Annotated in this window: 8 protein-coding genes; all 8 read left to right on the forward strand. The window is 70.6% G+C overall.

All coding sequences use genetic code 11. The features are described 5' to 3' along the window. The first annotated feature begins 191 nt into the window (after positions 1 to 191). The 8 genes from ACUYM2_RS05650 (at position 192) to ACUYM2_RS05685 (ending at position 17,017) form a co-directional block, all read left to right on the forward strand. On the forward strand, positions 192 to 6,206 hold the full coding sequence (locus tag ACUYM2_RS05650) for an Ig-like domain-containing protein (RefSeq protein ID WP_481601417.1): 6,015 nt from the start codon (positions 192 to 194) through the stop codon (positions 6,204 to 6,206). 97 nt (positions 6,207 to 6,303) lie between these two features. Then, positions 6,304 to 7,275: an AAA family ATPase gene (locus ACUYM2_RS05655; protein WP_481599184.1), complete on the forward strand. Its 972-nt coding sequence runs from the start codon at positions 6,304 to 6,306 to the stop codon at positions 7,273 to 7,275. A gap of 67 nt (positions 7,276 to 7,342) precedes the next feature. Then, entirely contained in the window at positions 7,343 to 8,674 is a 1,332-nt protein-coding gene (locus ACUYM2_RS05660; RefSeq protein WP_481599185.1) for a DUF58 domain-containing protein, read from the forward strand. Then, positions 8,671 to 11,175, forward strand: coding sequence for a transglutaminase-like domain-containing protein (locus tag ACUYM2_RS05665; RefSeq protein ID WP_481599186.1), 2,505 nt, complete (start codon positions 8,671 to 8,673; stop codon positions 11,173 to 11,175). The genes ACUYM2_RS05660 and ACUYM2_RS05665 overlap by 4 nt, the downstream gene beginning before the upstream one ends. Beyond that, on the forward strand, positions 11,172 to 12,572 hold the full coding sequence (locus ACUYM2_RS05670; protein ID WP_481599187.1) for an RDD family protein: 1,401 nt from the start codon (positions 11,172 to 11,174) through the stop codon (positions 12,570 to 12,572). The genes ACUYM2_RS05665 and ACUYM2_RS05670 overlap by 4 nt, the downstream gene beginning before the upstream one ends. Next, on the forward strand, positions 12,569 to 13,582 hold the full coding sequence (locus ACUYM2_RS05675) for a PP2C family protein-serine/threonine phosphatase (protein WP_481599188.1): 1,014 nt from the start codon (positions 12,569 to 12,571) through the stop codon (positions 13,580 to 13,582). The genes ACUYM2_RS05670 and ACUYM2_RS05675 overlap by 4 nt, the downstream gene beginning before the upstream one ends. Further along, positions 13,569 to 15,338, forward strand: a complete 1,770-nt coding sequence (locus ACUYM2_RS05680) for an FHA domain-containing protein (protein WP_481599189.1) — start codon at positions 13,569 to 13,571, stop codon at positions 15,336 to 15,338. Before ACUYM2_RS05675 ends, ACUYM2_RS05680 begins: the two co-directional genes overlap by 14 nt. Beyond that, complete coding sequence (locus ACUYM2_RS05685; protein WP_481599190.1) at positions 15,335 to 17,017, forward strand: serine/threonine-protein kinase; 1,683 nt, start codon at positions 15,335 to 15,337, stop codon at positions 17,015 to 17,017. The genes ACUYM2_RS05680 and ACUYM2_RS05685 overlap by 4 nt, the downstream gene beginning before the upstream one ends. The last annotated feature ends 31 nt before the right edge of the window (positions 17,018 to 17,048 follow it).

The raw sequence follows: 17,048 nt of genomic DNA on the forward strand, positions 1-17,048 counted from the left end.
AGGCTGTCGCGGGAAGTGGGGGACCGGTCTCGGATCCACCCGGGGAACCACCATTTTGAAGGAAATTTAACGCTGTGACACGACTTTTCGCCACGCTGGGTGCCAGGAAGCCGGGTTTGACAAAGCCGCGCTCACACACGCGCCGCAAAGTCGTCACCGGCACGTCGTTTGCGGTGGTGGCGGCGGTGTTGGTGGCGGGGGCGGTGATTTATCCGGGGTTCAAGACCACTGAGGTGGAGTTGAATGACGGTGGGGTGTGGGTGGTGTCGAAGGCGAAGAACGCGGTGGGGCGGTTGAACTATCCGTCGCGGGTGTTGGATGGTGCGGTGACGCCGGCGTCGACGTCGTTTGATGTGTTGCAGGATGCGGGGACGGTGTTTGTTGATGATGCGTCCGGGGGGTCGTTGAATCAGGTGTCGGCGGCGCAGATGCGGTTGGGTGGGGATAAGAAGTTGCCGGGGTCGGCGGTGGTGAGTTTCGGGTCGCAGGTGATTGCGGTGACGGATGCTGCGCGGGGCCGGGTGTGGGCGTTGTCGCCGTCGACGGTGAATGGTTTTGATGAGGAGAGTGCCGAGCCGGTGCTGTCGGGGGCGCCGGGGCTGGTGTCGGTGGTGGGGTCTGATGACCGGATTTATAGTGCTGATCCTCGGTCGGGGCTGGTGACGGTGACCGCGGTGGATGCCGAGGGCCGGGTGACGGATTCGCAGGCGGGCACCTGGGAGGGTTTGAAGGGTGCGGGGGATCTGCAGCTGAGTGTGGTGGGGGACCGGCCGGTGGTGTTGGATGCGGGCGCGGGGACGTTGTTTTTGCCGGGCGGGCGTGAGGTGGCGCTGGAGAACGCGAAGGATGCGAAGCTGCAGCAGCCTGGTCCGGGGGCGGATGCGGTGGCGGTCGCGACGCCGGGGGCGTTGGTTGAGGTGCCGTTGGATGGTGCGGCGGTGAAGTCGGTCACGTTTGGCGGGCAGGGGGTTCCTGCGGCGCCGGTGCAGTTGGGCGGGTGTGTGCATGGGGCGTGGTCGGGGGCGAATAGGTATGTCCGGGACTGCGTCGATGATGCTGATGACAGGGATGTTGCGGTGCCGAAGGCGTCGGCGTCGCCGTCATATGTGTTTCGGGTGAACCGGGATCTGGTGGTCCTGAATGATGTGAATTCGGGCAATGTGTGGCTGGTGAACCAGAACATGCAGCTGGTGAACAACTGGGACGACGTCGTCCCGCCCAAAAACCAGTCCGATGACCAGGACCAGGAGTCCGCGGACAACAACACCATCAACATCCTCCCGGACCGCACCAAACCGAACCGGCCGCCGGAAACCAAGCCCGACGCCGTCGGCGTCCGCCCGGGCCGCACCACGGTGCTCAGCGTGCTGGACAACGACTCCGACCCCGACGGCGACGTGCTGACCGCCTCCGTCGCCGGCGCGGGCCCCCGGGCCGGCAGCCTGCAGAACATCTACGGCGGCACTGCCTTCCAGGTCACCGTCCCGGCCGACGCGAAACCCGGCACGGAAACCTTCGGCTACAACGCCGCGGACGGCCGCGGGCTCTCCGCCGGCGGCAGCATCACCCTCAACGTCGTCGGTCCGGACGAGAACAAACCGCCCCTCTTCAAACGGGGCGAGCCCACCACCATGCTGGTGGAGCAGGGCAAATCGGTCAGCCAGAACATCCTCACCGACTGGACCGACCCCGACGGCGACGACCTGGTCCTGCTGGACGCCACGGCGGACAACAACCAGGACCAGGTCAAGGTCCGCCGCGACGGCCTGCTCAGCTACCAGGACTCCGGCGCCGCCCCCGGCAAGAAGACCGTCACGGTCACCGTCTGGGACGGGCGCGCCACCACCACCGGCAGGGTGACCGTCAACGTCCAGCCCCCCGGAGCCCTGCAGCCGGTGGTCAACGCCGACCACGTGACCGCCGTCGTCGGCCAGGACCTGGTCATCGCCCCGCTGAAGAACGACGTCGACCCCAACGGCGGCGCGCTGCGCCTCGCCCAGGTGGAAGCCGCCGGGACCGCCGAGCTGGGGCCCGTAACCGACGGCGGAACCTTCACGTTCCGCAGCGCCACCCCGGGGCCGGTGTACCTGACCTACATCGCCAGCAACGGCCCGCAAAGCACCCAGGGCCTGATCCGGGTGGACGTCGAGTCCGGCAAGGACACCGGCGACCCCGTGGCCGTGCACGACGTCGCCCTGCTCCCGGCCGGCGGCAGCGTACTCGTGGACCCGCTCGCAAACGACTCGGACCCGGCCGGGGGAGTGCTGGTGCTGCAGTCCGTGCAACTGCCGGAGAACCCCACCGCCTCCGTCAGCGTGATCGACCACGCCGTGCTGCGGATCACCGACATCCGCGGCAGCAAAGAACCGTTCATCTTCCGCTACACCATGTCCAACGGAACCAAGTCCGCCACCGGCAGCGTCTCCGTGGTCCCCGTCCCGGCGCCCGCCGTCGTCGAGGCCCCGCAGCCCAAACCGGACGAAGTGAACGTGCGTGCCGGCGACGTCGTGACCATCCCGGTGCTGGCCAACGACACGCACCCGCAGGGCGCCAAACTGACCGTGGACCCGGTGCTGCCGCAGCCCGTCCCGGCCGCGGACGGCAAGAGCTTCGTCTCCGAGAACACGCTGCGCTTTATCGCCGGCGCCGCGCCCAAGACCGTCCGGGCGATCTACAACGCCGTGGACCCGCAAGGCCAAAAGAGCGCCGCCGCCGTCACCATCCACATCCTGCCGCTGGAGGGCGCCGAGAACTCGCGGCCGCAGCCCAAAAACCTCACCGCCCGCGTGGTGGCCGGCGGCACGGTCCGGATCCCCGTGGAACTGGACGGAATCGACCCGGACGGCGACTCGGTCCAGCTCACCGGCATCGACAGCACCCCCGCGATGGGCACCGCCACGGCCGGGAGCACCTTCATCGACTTCACCGCCGCCGGCGACGGCGCCGGAACCGACACCTTCCGCTACAAGGTCGTGGACCGGCAGGGCGCCGTGAACACCGGCACCGTCACCATCGGCATCGCGCCGCGTGGCGGGACCAACCAGAAACCCACGCCCGTGGACGACGCCGTCGCCGTCCGTCCCGGCCGCCAGATCGCCGTCGACGCCGCCGGCAACGACACCGACCCCGATGGAGACCCGATCCGGATCCTGGCCAACGGGCTTGACGCCGCCCCCGGGCTGCAGGCCACCGTCAGCAAGCAAAGCGGCCGGATCATCCTGCTGGCCCCCGGCCAGGAAGGCACCGTCAACGTCCGCTACAAAATCGCCGACGACCGCGGCGCCACGGCGCAGGCCGCCGTCGCCGTCAAGGTGCAAAAGGACGTGCCGCTGCGGGCGCCGATCGCCCGGGATGACCGGGTCACCTCGGCGCAGACGCTCGGCAAGACTGCCGTCGACGTCCCGGTGCTCAAAAACGACGAGGACCCCGACGGTGTCGGCGAAAACCTCAAGGTCGGCACCGAGGAGAAGACTGCCCGGCCCGGCACCGACGGCAACCTGATCGTGGAACTCACCGAGCAGCCGCAGTTGGTCCCGTACACCGTGGAGGACGTCGACGGGCAGAAGTCCACCGCGATCGTCTGGGTCCCCGGGCTCGGGCAGCAGGTCCCCACCCTGGCCAAGGACGACGTCGTGGAAGTCATCGCCGGGCAGTCCGCCACCGTGGACCTGAAGGAGTGGGTCAAGGTCCGCGAGGGCCGCTCGCCGCGGATCACCCAGGCCGACCGGATCAAGCTGATCGGCGCCGACGGCTCGGACCCTGTGGCCAGCGGCGGTACCGCGCTGAACTACACAGCCGGCAAGGACTACGCCGGCCCCGGCTCGCTCAGCTTCGAGGTCACCGACGGTACCGGACCGGACGACCCGGCAGGCCTGAAATCCACGCTCAGCATCCGCACCCGAGTGCTCCCGGACCCCAACCGGAACAACCCGCCCGAACTGCTGGGCAGCGAGGTGGACGTGCCCACCGGCGACGCCGCCAGCATTGACCTCGCCCGGCTCACCACAGACCCGGACGACGGGGACGTGCAGAACATGAAATACGAACTGGTGGGCGAGGTCCCCGCAGGCTTCACCGCCGGCCTCGAGGGGCAGACCCTCAAGCTCGCGGCCCGGGACGGCACGGCCGCCGGCACCAACGGCGCCGTGCAGGTCAAGGCCAGGGATCCACGCGGGCTCGAATCCACCGCCACCTACCGCTTCACCGTCACCGCCTCCAACCGGCCCAAACCGGTGGCGAACGATGACCTGGAACCGAACGCCGCCGCGGGAAAACCCGTCACCGTGCCAGCCACCGCCAACGACGCCAACCCGTTCCCCGAAACGCCGCTGACAATCGTGGCCGCGACCACGGAAACCGGCTCCGGCAACGTCGCCGTCGACGGCGGCAACGTGGTGGTCACCCCGGCCACGGGCTTCTCCGGGACCATGGTGGTGGCCTACACCGTCGCGGACAAGACCGGCGACCCGTCCCGGCAGGCCACCGCCCGGATCCGGCTGACCGTCAAGGACCGCCCGCAGGCCCCCACCACGCCGCTGGCGGCCAGCGTGGGGGACGGCACCGCCCTGCTGAACTGGACGGCGCCGGCGGACCGGGGATCCCCCATCACGAAGTACACGGTCTACGGCGACGGCGGTTTCCGGCAGGACTGCCCGGCGAACAGCTGCACCCTGACCGGGCTGACCAACAACACCAAATACCACTTCCAGGTCACGGCCACCAATGCCATCGACGAATCCGACCGGTCGCCGGCGTCGGCCGAGGTACGCCCGGACGTCAAGCCGGAGACGCCTGCCGCGCCGTCGGTGAAGTTCGGCGACCGGCAACTTGCCATTGCGTGGACCGCCCCGGCCTCCAAGGGTTCACCGGTCAAGTCCTATGACCTGGAAATCTCCCCGGCGCCGCCCGGGCAAAACGCCCAGCTCCAGAACCTCACGTCAGTCAGCTACGTCTGGAAGGGCCTGAAGAACGGCGTGGCGTACAAGGTGCGTGTCCTGGCCCGCAATGACGCCAGGGACCCCTCGGAGTGGAGTGCCTACTCGGCGGCAGAAACCCCGGCCGGCGTGCCCGCCACCCCCGCGGCGCCGAGCGCCACGTCGGCTCCCTCTGTCGGCAGCCAGAGCCAGCTCCGGGTGAACTGGACGGCTCCGGAGAACAACGGCGACGCCGTCTCCTCCTACACCCTGACCACCCTGCGCGGTGGCTCCGCGGTGGCCACCCAAAAGGTCGCCGGAACCTCGCAGAACGTCACCGTGGACAACTCGGAGGCGGATTACACCTTCACGGTTTCGGCCACGAACAAGGCCGGAACCTCGGGCGTCAGCGCCCGTTCCGCTGCCATCCGGGCCGCCGGGAAGCCCGGGCCGGTCTCCGGCGGGACGGTCAAGGAAACCGGAACCAGCGGCCAGTTGAAGGCCACGTTCTCCCCGCTCACCGCGGCCCAGCGCAACGGCTCGCAGGCCAGTGAAATCCAGTACAGCTTCCGGGCTGCCACGTCCGGCGGCGTGGTCAAGACCGGGGGCATCGCCGCCGGCGGCGCCACGATCGGGGGCCTGCCCAACGGCCAGGACGTGACGATCAACATCATCGCCACCTCCACCAAGAACAACATCTCCGGCGACGCCGCCGCCATCGGCACGGCGAACCCGTACGGCCCGCCCAACGCGCCCAGCCTCTCGGCCCAAAGTTCCACCACGCAGCAGGTGCACTGGACCTGGAACAACCCGGCCAACAACGGCCGCCCGCTCCAGCGCTTCGAAGTCAGCTACGAGGGCGGCGGGTGGACCAGCGTGGGCCTGGCCAACCGCTACGACCGGGACACCAACGCCTGGAGCGCCACGAAGAACCTCAAGGTCCGGGCCTGCACGGTGGTCTGCGGACCGGCGGATTCCGCCAATGCCACCAGTGGCAAGAACCCCACCCCGCCGCCGCCCACGTCCTGGTCGATCCGGGCCACCCCGGTGCGCACCTGCACCGAGCCCAACAGCCGCACCGACAGCTACCGGAACAGCAATCCGGACCAGTGCATCGGTCCGGGCAAGTGGTTCGACACCGGGATCACGGCGCAGACGGACTACTACGTCCGCTGGGGCTCGTCCGGCCGGCTCTGGTACCACCTGACCTCCGGGCCGGCCGCCGGAAACTTTGCCCGGGGCGACACCACCAGCCTGGGTTCCACCCCGCCGCCGGGAATGCCCCAGCGGTGAGCGCAATCCCGTCGCCTAGACTAAACGCCGGACAACGCGGGGACTCCCTGCCGGCGGACCCCCTGAAGCTTTACCCGAATGGAAGAGGAACCACCGTATGACTATGACCACTGAGCAGGCCGAATGGTTTGCCGGCACCTTTGAGAAGCTCGTTGCCAACGTGGGGCAGGCCGTGCTGGGCAAGTCCCACGTCATCCGGCTGACCTTCACGGCGATGCTGGCCGAGGGACATGTCCTCTTCGAGGATGCCCCCGGCACCGGCAAAACCTCGTTGGCCCGGGCCCTCGCTGCCACCGTCCAGGGCTCCAACAACCGCATCCAGTTCACCCCGGACCTGCTCCCCTCGGACGTCACCGGCGTGACCATCTACGACCAGAAGACGCAGAAGTTCGAGTTCCACAAGGGCCCGATCTTCAACAACATCGTCCTCGCTGACGAAATCAACCGCGCCTCGCCGAAGACCCAGTCGGCGCTGCTGGAGGTCATGGAGGAATCCCGCGTCACCGTCGACGGCGCCACCTACGAGGCCGGCCGCCCCTTTATGGTGATGGCCACCCAGAACCCGATCGAGCAGGCCGGCACCTACCGCCTGCCCGAGGCCCAGCTGGACCGCTTCCTGATCAAGACCTCCATCGGCTACCCGGACCACGCGTCCACCGTCCAACTGCTCGGCGGCGCCAACCTCAGGGACCGCTCCAAGGACATCACGGCCGTGATTACCACCCAGGCCGTTGCGGACATGGCCGACCTTGCCGCCACCACCCACGTGGACACGGCGGTGCTCGAATACATCTCCCGGCTCTGCGAGGAGACCCGCAGCGCTCCGGAGACCCGCCTCGGCGTGTCCGTCCGTGGCGCCCTTGCGATGGTCCGCGCCGCCAAGGTCTGGGCAGCCAGCCAGGGCCGGAACTTCGTCCTGCCCGACGACGTCAAGGACCTCGCCGCCGTCGTCTGGACCCACCGCCTGGTGATGGACCCGGAAGCCGAGTTCTCCGGCGCCACCGCCGACGCTGTCCTGGCCCGGGTGCTCGCCGACGTCGCCGCCCCGCAGCAGCGGGCCGCCGTCTAGGCTCCGACCACGTCCAACCCCCGGGCCCACCCAGCGCCCCGGACCATGCACGAACAAAGGCCACCCTATGTCCACCAGCACACCGTTGACCCGGCTTGCTGAACGCCTGAAGCAGCCCCTTTCCCGGGGCGGCAGGCCCGCCCGGCTGCACCCGTCCGCCGTCTGGGCCGAAGCCCGCAGTACCGTTGCCCTGGCGCTTGCGCCGGCCGGTCACGCCGTCCGGGAGCGCTTCCGCCGGTACCTCTGGCCCGCGCTCTCGGTGGTGAGCGTGCTCGGCTGGTCCGTGCTGGCGGCCGCGGCGCTGCTCTGGACCGCCGGCCAGGCCTACGGCTGGCAGGAGGCCAAGGCCGCCGCGATCGCCGGTTTCGTGCTGCTGGTGCTGGCGGTCGGCTTCATCCTGGGCCGTTCTTCGTACGGCGTGCTGCTGGATCTCGCCCGGACCCGGGTGGCCGTGGGGGACAGCGCCGTCGGAAGCATCGCGGTGTCCAACACCTCGGCGCGCCCACTACTGCCCGCCGCGCTGGAACTCCCGGTGGGCGCCGCCACGGCCGTGTTCCACCTGCCCCGGATGAAGCCCGGGCAGGTCCACGAGGACCTCTTCACCATCCCCACCGCCCGGCGGGCCGTGATCGCTGTGGGGCCGGTCCGCTCGGTGCGCGCCGACCCGCTGCACCTGCTCCGCCGCCAGGTGCTCTGGACCGAACCGCAGGACCTCTTTGTGCACCCGAAGACCGTGGCCCTGGCCGGTTCCGCCGCCGGCTTCATCCGCGACCTGGAGGGCATGCCCACCACGGACCTTTCCAGCGCCGACGTCTCCTTCCACGCACTGCGCGACTACTTGCCTGGAGACGACCGGCGGCACATCCACTGGAAGACCACGGCCCGCACCAACAAACTCATGGTGCGCCAGTTCGAGGAGACCCGCCGGGCGCACCTGGCCATCTCGCTCTCCACCAACACGGACGAGTTCGCCTCCGAGGAGGAATTCGAGCTGGCAGTCTCCGCCGCCGCCTCGATCGGCCTGCAGGCCATCCGGGAGCAGCGCAACCTCGACGTCCTCACCCAGAAGGGGCCGCTGCGCTGCGAGACCGGCCGGAACTTGCTCGATGACCTGACCCGGGTGGTCGGCGCGCCGGAGCGCAAAAACGCCGTCGACCTGGCCCGGACCCTCGCCGACACCGTCCCCAACGCCTCCGTGGTGTTCTTCGTGGTGGGCAGCAACGTGACCCCCACCCAGCTGCGCTCCGCCTCCGCTTCGGTGCCGCCGGGGGTGCGCAGCCTTGCGGTCCGGATCCAGGCCGGCGCCGCCCCGGCCCGCGCGAACATCGCTGACCTGACCGTGCTCACCCTGGGCGACCTCTCCGAACTGGCCATCGTGCTGAGGAAGGCGGCCGCATGAGCACCGCCACGGACCTCCGTCCCCGCAGCAACGCACCCGGCCGCGGCCGTTCCGGCTTCGCGGGCACCCAGCCGGCCTGGCACTACGCGCTCGACGCCGGCGCCCTCACCGTGCTGCTGGGCCTTGGCGTGCTCGGCTTCAGCCTCAGCTTCGGCGGCGACCCGTACTACCTGGCCGCCGGCTTTGGCGGGATCCTGCTGGGCCTGGGCGTCGCCGCTGCGAAGGTGCACTTCCGGCTCGGCGTGCTGATCACCACCGCGCTGGCGGTGGGGGCCTACCTCGTCTTCGGCACCGCCCTGGCTGTCCCGGAGGCCTCGATCGCCGGGGTCCTTCCCACCCTCGAATCGCTCCGGACGCTGCTGGCGGGCGTGGTGTTCGCCTGGAAGGACATGCTCACCGTCGGCGTGCCGGTCGGCACCGCCGGCGGCACCCTGATTGTCCCCTTCCTGAGCTCGCTGCTGACCGCCCTGGCGGCCGGACTGCTGACCTGGCGGCTCAGGAGCCCCTACTGGCCGCTGCTGCCGGTGCTGGTGCTGTTCATCACCGGCATCGCGTTCAGCACCAACGCCGGGTTCCTCACCGTCGAACGCGGCATCTCGCTGACCGTGGCCGCGATCGCCTGGGCCACGTTCCGCCGCGACGCCCTGCGCAGCGGCGACACCCGCAAGGTGTCGGTGAACCGGCCGGACACCGGCCAGGCCGCGGCCGGCGCCGCGCGGCTCCGCCGGCTGGGCACCGCCGCCGCTGTGATCGCCGTCGCCGTCGGTATCACCGCCGTCGCATCCCCGCTGGTGACCGCCGACGACGACCGGAAGGTACTGCGCAACACGATCGTGCCCCCGTTCGACCCGAAGGACTACGTCACCCCGCTGGCGAGCTTCCGCAACTTCGTCAAGGACAAAAAGGACGACAAGCTCTTCCTGGTCAAAGGCCTGCCCAAGGACGGCCGGGTCCGCCTCGCCGCCCTGGACTCCTTCAACGGCACCAACTACGCCATGGACCCGAACGGTTCCGGCAGCTTCAGCAAGGTGGGCGATGCGAAGTCCATCAACACCCTCGCAGACACCAGCGGGATTGTGCCGACCACCAACTACACGCTGGACATCACGATCGAGGACTACCAGGGGTACTTCCTCCCGGGCGGCCGCAAGACCACAGGCATCAGCTTTGCCCGGGACGGCTCCGGCGCGGCGTCCGGACTGTACTTCAACTCGGGCACGGACACGGCCGTGACCACCCGCGGGCTGGGCAAGGGCGACGCCTACTCCGTGCAGGTGGCCGACCCGGCCATGCTCGAACACGGGCAGCTGACCCAGTACGACTTCGCCAAGGTGTCGCTGCCGGACCCGGCCGAGGTCCCGCCGGTGGTCGGCTCGCAGGCCAACGACCTCGCCGCGGACGCTCCCACCGCGATCGACCGCGTGCGCCAGATCGAGGCGCACTTCCAAAAGCAGGGCGCGTTCAGCAATGGCCTGATCGCCGACGGGCAGCTGCCCAGCGTCTCCGGCCACAGCGCCAACCGGATCCGCAGCCTGCTCACGGCCAAGCAGATGCTCGGCGACGACGAGCAGTACGCCGTGGTCATGTCCTTGATGCTGCGCCACCTGGGCATCCCGTCCCGGGTGGTGATGGGGTTCTATCCGGATCCCAAGAGCCCCGGGAACGGCGCAGGCGAGGTGCAGATCACCGGCAAGGACGTCCACGCCTGGGTCGAGGTGGCGTTTGACCGGGTGGGCTGGGTGTCCTTCGACCCCACCCCGCCCAAGGACAACGTGCCGATCCCGCCGGACCCGGAGAACAAGTCCAAGCCCAAGCCGCAGGTCCTGCAACCGCCGCCCCCGCCGCAGGAGCCGGCCGAACTGCCGCCGGACTCCTCGCCGGATGCACTGGACGCCGACGAGAAGAAGGACAACCCCTGGCTGTTCTGGGGGCCCCTGCTCGCTGCGATCGGCACGGCATTGATCCCGGTAGCGGTCCTCGCGCTGCCGCTGCTGCTGATTGCCCTGCTGAAAGCCCGACGCCGGAAGGCCCGCCTCACCGACGGGCACCCTGCGCAGCGCGTCGGCGGCGGCTGGAACGAAGTCCTGAGCCTGGCGACCGACCTCGGCGCCGGGGTGGACCACCGCGCCACCCGGCGGGAGTCTGCCGCCGTGCTCGGCGAGGCTTTCCCGGCAAGCCGGGGCAGCACCACGCTGCTCGCACACCGGGCGGACGCCGCGATCTTCGGCGCGGGCCAGCCGAGCGAGGCCCAGGTGCGTGAATACTGGGAGATCGTGGACGGCTCGCTGAAGGAGATGACCGGGACGGTGGGTTTCTGGCGCCGCCAGCAGGCCCGCTTCTCGCCGCGCTCGCTGCTGGCCGACGGCCGGGCCGCGCTGAAGCTGGGCGGGTTCCGCCTTGTGGTGCCCGGCCGGGGCCGGAACGCTCCAGCTAGTACAGTGGAGCCCGGTCCGAACGAGGAACCGCAGGGAACAGCCAGGAAGAACCGGAACGAGCCATGACCGACGACGTCGAGCGCTGCCCGCGCTGCCAGCAGCCGATCCGCCCGGGTGCCGCGTTCTGCACCTCCTGCGGGGTGCCGCTGGGCAACCGATCGGCGCGCAGCACCCGGCGGCCGGACGGAACACCCGGTACTATCCCGGTAGCGCCTCCAGGGCCGGACGGTCCGTCCGCGCCGGGGCCTGCGGGCGCCGGACAGGGGGTCCGCGGACAAGGGGGAGGTACCGTTTTGCCGAACAAGCTTGAGCTGGTTCCCGCAGACGCCGGAAAGCGGCTCGGGGCCGCGGTGCTGGACTGGACCGGTCCCGTGGCGCTCCTCGTGGTGCTCTTCGCTGTCGGCTTCGCCGGGGTCACGCAGACACGCAGCGGCGGCTCCATCATCTACAACACCTCCTCGCTGGTCCTCTACGGGGGCATCGGGCTCGGCGCCACACTGGTGTATATCCTGGTCCAGACCGTCCTTGAGGGCCGGTCCGGCGCCACGATCGGCAACCGCATCGTGGGGATCCGCAGCGCCGACGCCGACGGGTACGCGCCCGGCGGGGGAGCCGTCTTCCTCCGCGGCCTAATCACCGGAGCCGGTGTGCTGCTCGCCGCCCTCGCCGCCGTGCTGGTGGTGGTTTTCCAGTGGTTCGGAGCCGCACTGGTGCTCCTGGCGCCGCTCGCCCTGCTGGGTGCCGGCTGGGCCGTCCTGGTGGTGATATCCAACACCTGGGACAGCAACAGCAGGCTGCGCGGCTGGCACGATACGGCCGCCAAGACCCTTGTCTTCGATATCAAGGCCGGCCGGAACCCGGTCACCACCGGCGGCATCGAGGGACCGTACAGCTTTGCCCCGCTGGACCTTCCTCCGGTGCAGCAGGTCGCCTCGCCGGTGGCGGGCGCCGCCCGGCTCCAGCCGCAGCCTGCGCCCGCCGCACCGGCTCCCGCTCCCGGCCCGGCCCCGGTCCCCGCGCCGATCGAAGCGGCCCGCAGCCAGGCCGTGAACAGCAGGGCGTTCAGCCCGCACCCGGACGACGACCACGACCGCACCCAGGTCAAAGGCGACAGCTCAGCCCCGGTCACCGTCGCGATCCTGCGGATCAGGATCGACGACGGCCGGGAAGTCGAACTGGACCGCTCCATGTTGATCGGGCGCAACCCTGCCGGCCACCCTGGCGAGGAAGCGGTCCAGCTGCTGCCCGTGGCCGATCCGGGACGCTCCATCTCCAAGACCCACCTCCATGTGCTGGCCGGAAACGGCGGCATCTGGGTGACGGACCGCAACTCCACCAACGGAAGCGCCGTCACGACGCCGGACGGCATCCGCACCGCACTGGCGGCCGGGGAACCCACTCACGTACGCCCCGGATCCACCGTGCACTTCGGTGACCGCTCCTTCTACCTAGGACAGGCATGACATCCCAGCCGGCTTCCGTTCCTCCCGCCAAGGCTTCCGCAGCTTCCCCCGGAACCGCCCCCAGCAGCGTTCCGAGCGGTGCTTCCAGCAGCGTTCCGAGCCTGCGGCTCAACTGCGGCTACGGGACCGACCGCGGCCTGCGCCGTGAGATGAACGAGGACTCCTTCATCGCAGCCGACCCGGTCTTCGCGGTCGCCGACGGCATGGGCGGCCACGAGGCCGGTGAGATCGCGAGCGGCATCTGCGTGCGCACCCTGTCCGAGATCCCCCAGCTCGCCACGGGGGAGCGGGACGCCACCGCCGCCGTCGTCCAGCAGTACCTCCTGCAGGCCGACGCCAGCATCCGCGAGGAGACCGGCTCCCGGGCCGGCACCACGCTCTCCGGCGTCGTGGTGGTGGAACAGATGGGGATCCCGTACTGGTTGGTGCTGAACATCGGCGACTCCCGCACCTACCGGCTCAGCCAGGGCAAGCTCAGCCAGGTCAGCGTGGACCACTCCGAGGTGCAGGAGCTGGTGGACGCCGGCGAGATCACCCCGGCCGAGGCCGCGGTGCACCCGCGCCGGCACGTCGTCACCCGGGCGCTCGGCACCGGCGACGAGACGGAGGCTGACTACTGGCTGTTGCCCGTTGTGGAAGGCGACCGGATCCTGGTTTGCTCGGACGGGCTCAACGGCGAACTCGACGACGAGCAGATCGCCTGCATCCTGGTTTCGGAGCCGGATCCGCAGGCCGCCGTGGACCAGCTGATCCAGGCGGCCCTGCGCAGCGGCGGCCGCGACAACGTGACCTGCATTGTGGTGGACGCGAGCAACGTCGCCAACGAGGACGGGACCCAGACCGCACCGCGCACGCCGGGGGAGGCCGAAGACGAAAACACCCTGCCGCGCACCGGGGTCCTGGACGTCGCCCCGGACGGGGCCGTCAGCGGGAACGAAGCCGGCGCCGCAGGCGGGAACGACGGCGGGTCCGCGGCCGGACCCGGCGAGGGGCGCCATGGCGCCCGCTAGCCGCACTGCCACCGTCAGCTACACGCCGGGGACCTGGCTGGGCGTGGTCCGCTCCGGAATTGTGGTGCTGCTGCGTCCGGACACGGACCGCGCCCTGGTCGAGTCGCTCTGGACGCTGCTGGCCGGAAACCCGGAGATCCCTGAGGTCCTGGACGCGGTGACGTCGGCCTCGGGCGGTTCGCTCGCGCGGCTGCCCTGGTTCGGGATCGTGGGACTCCGCGGTTCCCTGCAGGTCTTCCTCCGCGGCGGGATCGACCTTGACGTCCGGCTGGACGGCGGGGAATCCATCGCCCTCAGCGGCCGTGACGTCACCACATGGACCGAGCGGCGGTTCGCGGCCCCGGACGGCTTCAGCATTGCCGTCCCCGAGGCCGCTTTTGCTGCGGGCACCGCAGCGTTTGCCCCCGCGGCGCCGCTGCCGCTCGGCGAGGGCGTGGTCCTGCTGCAGGGGCTGCACTGCGCGCTGGCCGGCGACGGGACCTCCGCTGCCATGCCCGTGGCCGCGGCACCCGTTGCCGCCGGGGACGAGCAACTGCTGGCCGCGGCCGAGGCGGACATCGCCGCCGAGGATGCGGACCACGAGAGCTCCGCGGAGACGGTGCTGGACTTCCCGCAAGAGGACCCCGACGCCGGGCCCGACCTCGCGGGCACCATGCAGGCCCCCGCGGACGACGATCCTCCCGGAGCCGACGACCCAGGGGCCGACGCCCCTGCAGCTGGAGCCCCTGAAACGGACCTGCCGGCTGATGTAGAGGCCCCGGCGTCTGGCACCCTAACGCCGGACACCGCCGAGCAGGAGCCGACCGGCAGCTACGACCACCTCTGGGAACAGACGGTGATGCGGAGCATCGAAGATGCAGCCGTGCGCGAGGACCCCGAAGCGGAACCGGAACCGGGCCCGGCTTCCGCCGTGCCGGAGCCCGCCGGTGCGGAAGAATCCGAGCCTGCCGCCGCGGCGGCTCCGGCCGGGGAGCCGGAGGAAGAGCCGGCCGCGGCTCCGGCGGCTGAACCCGTGCGCGGCCCGGCGGTCCCCACCGGCCTGATCGACTCGGTGCCCTGGCAGACCGGCGGTGAGCGGCCGGAAAACCCCGTCCCGCCGCGCAACGCTCCCGATGCTCCGCCGTCGCTGTTTACCCCGCCGCCGGTGCCGCCAGCGCCGAACACCCCCGCCCCGCACCGGCCGCCGCCCGATGACGCGGACCATGACGGCCAGACGATCATGAAAACCGACCTCGACGGCCCCGGCGTTGCCGGGCGGCGCGCCGCGCCGCCATCGGATGCCCGGAATCCCGGCACCGGTCCCATGGTGCTGGCCAGGGTCTGCCCGCAGGGCCACGCGAACCCGCCCACCAACGCCCAGTGCGCCTACTGCGGCCAGGCGCTCCCCGGCGACGGCGTCCAGGTCCGGCGGCCGAGGCTGGGCCGGATGCGGCTGTCCACCGGCGAGCTGATCGACCTTGACCAGTCGCTCATCGTGGGCCGGCAACCCTCGGTGTCCCGCGTCCAGGGCGCGGTAATGCCCAAACTGGTCCAGGTTGCGAGCCCCGGCGGCGACATCTCCCGCTCGCACGTGGAGGTCCGGCTCGAGGGCTGGCACGTGATGCTGTGCGACCTCAAGGCCACCAACGGCACGGTGCTGCTGCGCGAGGGCCAGGCCCCGCGCCGGCTTGCCCAGGGCGAAATGGCGATCCTGTTCGACGGCGACATCGCCGAACTGGGCGACGGCATCCAGCTGCGCTTTGAGGAGCTCCTATGAACGCCAAACGCCCTGTTGCCCCGCCGCCCAGCATCCCGGGGTTCACCTACATCAGCCTGCTCGGCTCCGGCGGATTCTCGGACGTCTACCTCTACGAACAGGACCGGCCGCGCCGCAAGGTGGCGGTGAAGGTGCTGCTCTCGGACCTCAAAACCGAGGGGGCCCGCCGCCGCTTCGAATCCGAGGCGAACCTGATGGCGCAGCTGTCCTCGCACCCGTACATCGTGACGATCTTCGAAGCGGAGATCACCGATTCAGGCCACTCCTACCTGGCCATGGAGTACTGCTCCCGGCCCAGCCTGGACGTCCGCTACCGGCGCCAGCGCTTCAGCGTGGACGAGGTCCTGGCCGTGGGCATCCAGGTGGCCTCCGCCGTTGAAACCGCGCACCGCGCCGGGATTGCGCACCGCGACATCAAGCCGGCGAACATCCTCGTCACGGACTACAACCGGCCGGCCCTGACCGACTTTGGCATCTCCGGCACCCTGGCGGGGGACCAGGACGAGGACGCGGGCATGTCCATCCCGTGGTCCCCGCCGGAGCAGTTCAGCGACCGGCAGGTCGACGGCGTCCTGGTGGACGTCTGGGCGCTCGGCGCCACGCTCTACACGCTGCTGGCCGGCCGGTCCCCGTTCGTGCTGCCGGGCGCGGACAACTCCCAGCGTGAGCTGATCTCTCGCATCACCAGCCTGCCGGTGCCCAAGCTGGGCCGCGCCGACGTCCCGGAGTCCCTCGAACTGGCCCTGGCCACGGCGATGGCCAAGTCGCCCGCCTCCCGGTACGCGTCCGCCCACGCGTTCGCCCTCGCCATGCAGCGCATCCAGGCCGAGCTGAACCTCTCCGTGACGCCGTTCGAGGTCCTCGAGGAGCCCCGCGCCGACGAGCCGCACCCGGATGACAGCTTCGAGGAAACCCGGGTCCGCAGCGTCGCCGCGATCGACCCGGACGCCACCGGGCACGCCCCGACCTTCCCGTCCCGGCTGCCGGGCGCAGCCGTGCCAGACGACTCGACGACCTTCAACAACGGGGCTAACAGGCACACCCGGGCGACCGGCAGGGACGCCGGCAGGGACACTGTCCAGCGGCCCGCGGCCGTACCCGGCTTCGCCACGCCATCCTTCCCTGCCGCGGCGCCCCCTGCCGCGGACGACGACGTCGCAGCCACCGTCAACCGCTCCAGCGTCGCGCCACGCGACGGGGCAGGCAGCGGAACCCCTGCCGAACCGGCCGACGCCGCTCCGGCCGGCCACGGCCGCCGGAACCTGGTGCTCTCGATCGTAGGCGGCGCGGTCCTGGCCGTCGCCGTCGTCGTCGGCATCATTGCGGGCACCACCAGGCCCGAGCCGGCCCCCAGGGCGTCCGAGCAGGTCAGCAGGCCGCCCGCGGACGCCATCGATGAGGGCACCGTCCCGGATGTGGAAGGCCTGGCCGGGCGAGTGGACAAAGACGGTTACGCCTACTTCACCTGGACCAACCCGCAGCCCAAATCAGGCGATAAATACAAGTGGCGGACCTACTCACCGACCGGCAACGGGGAATTCCAAGCCGCCAAGCAGGCGCCCGTCCGCGTGAAGCCCCGACCGGAGGGGCAGACCTGCATCCAGGTGATGATCGTCCGCTCCGACGGCGCGTCCTCGCCGATGGAGCAGGACTCCATCGCCTGCGCCGGGAACCCCTGAGCACCACACCCCGGGCGCCCTGCCCGGCCCA

Source organism: Arthrobacter sp. SD1074B, assembly GCF_056780195.1.

What these genes read in the sequence shown, in the direction of transcription:
- ACUYM2_RS05680 (WP_481599189.1), top strand. Translation starts at nt 13,569, where the DNA reads ATGGCGCCCGCTAGCCGCACTGCCACCGTCAGCTACACGCCGGGGACC.
- ACUYM2_RS05665 (WP_481599186.1), top strand. Translation starts at nt 8,671, where the DNA reads ATGAGCACCGCCACGGACCTCCGTCCCCGCAGCAACGCACCCGGCCGC.
- ACUYM2_RS05655 (WP_481599184.1), top strand. Translation starts at nt 6,304, where the DNA reads ATGACTATGACCACTGAGCAGGCCGAATGGTTTGCCGGCACCTTTGAG.
- ACUYM2_RS05670 (WP_481599187.1), top strand. Translation starts at nt 11,172, where the DNA reads ATGACCGACGACGTCGAGCGCTGCCCGCGCTGCCAGCAGCCGATCCGC.
- ACUYM2_RS05685 (WP_481599190.1), top strand. Translation starts at nt 15,335, where the DNA reads ATGAACGCCAAACGCCCTGTTGCCCCGCCGCCCAGCATCCCGGGGTTC.
- ACUYM2_RS05675 (WP_481599188.1), top strand. Translation starts at nt 12,569, where the DNA reads ATGACATCCCAGCCGGCTTCCGTTCCTCCCGCCAAGGCTTCCGCAGCT.
- ACUYM2_RS05660 (WP_481599185.1), top strand. Translation starts at nt 7,343, where the DNA reads ATGTCCACCAGCACACCGTTGACCCGGCTTGCTGAACGCCTGAAGCAG.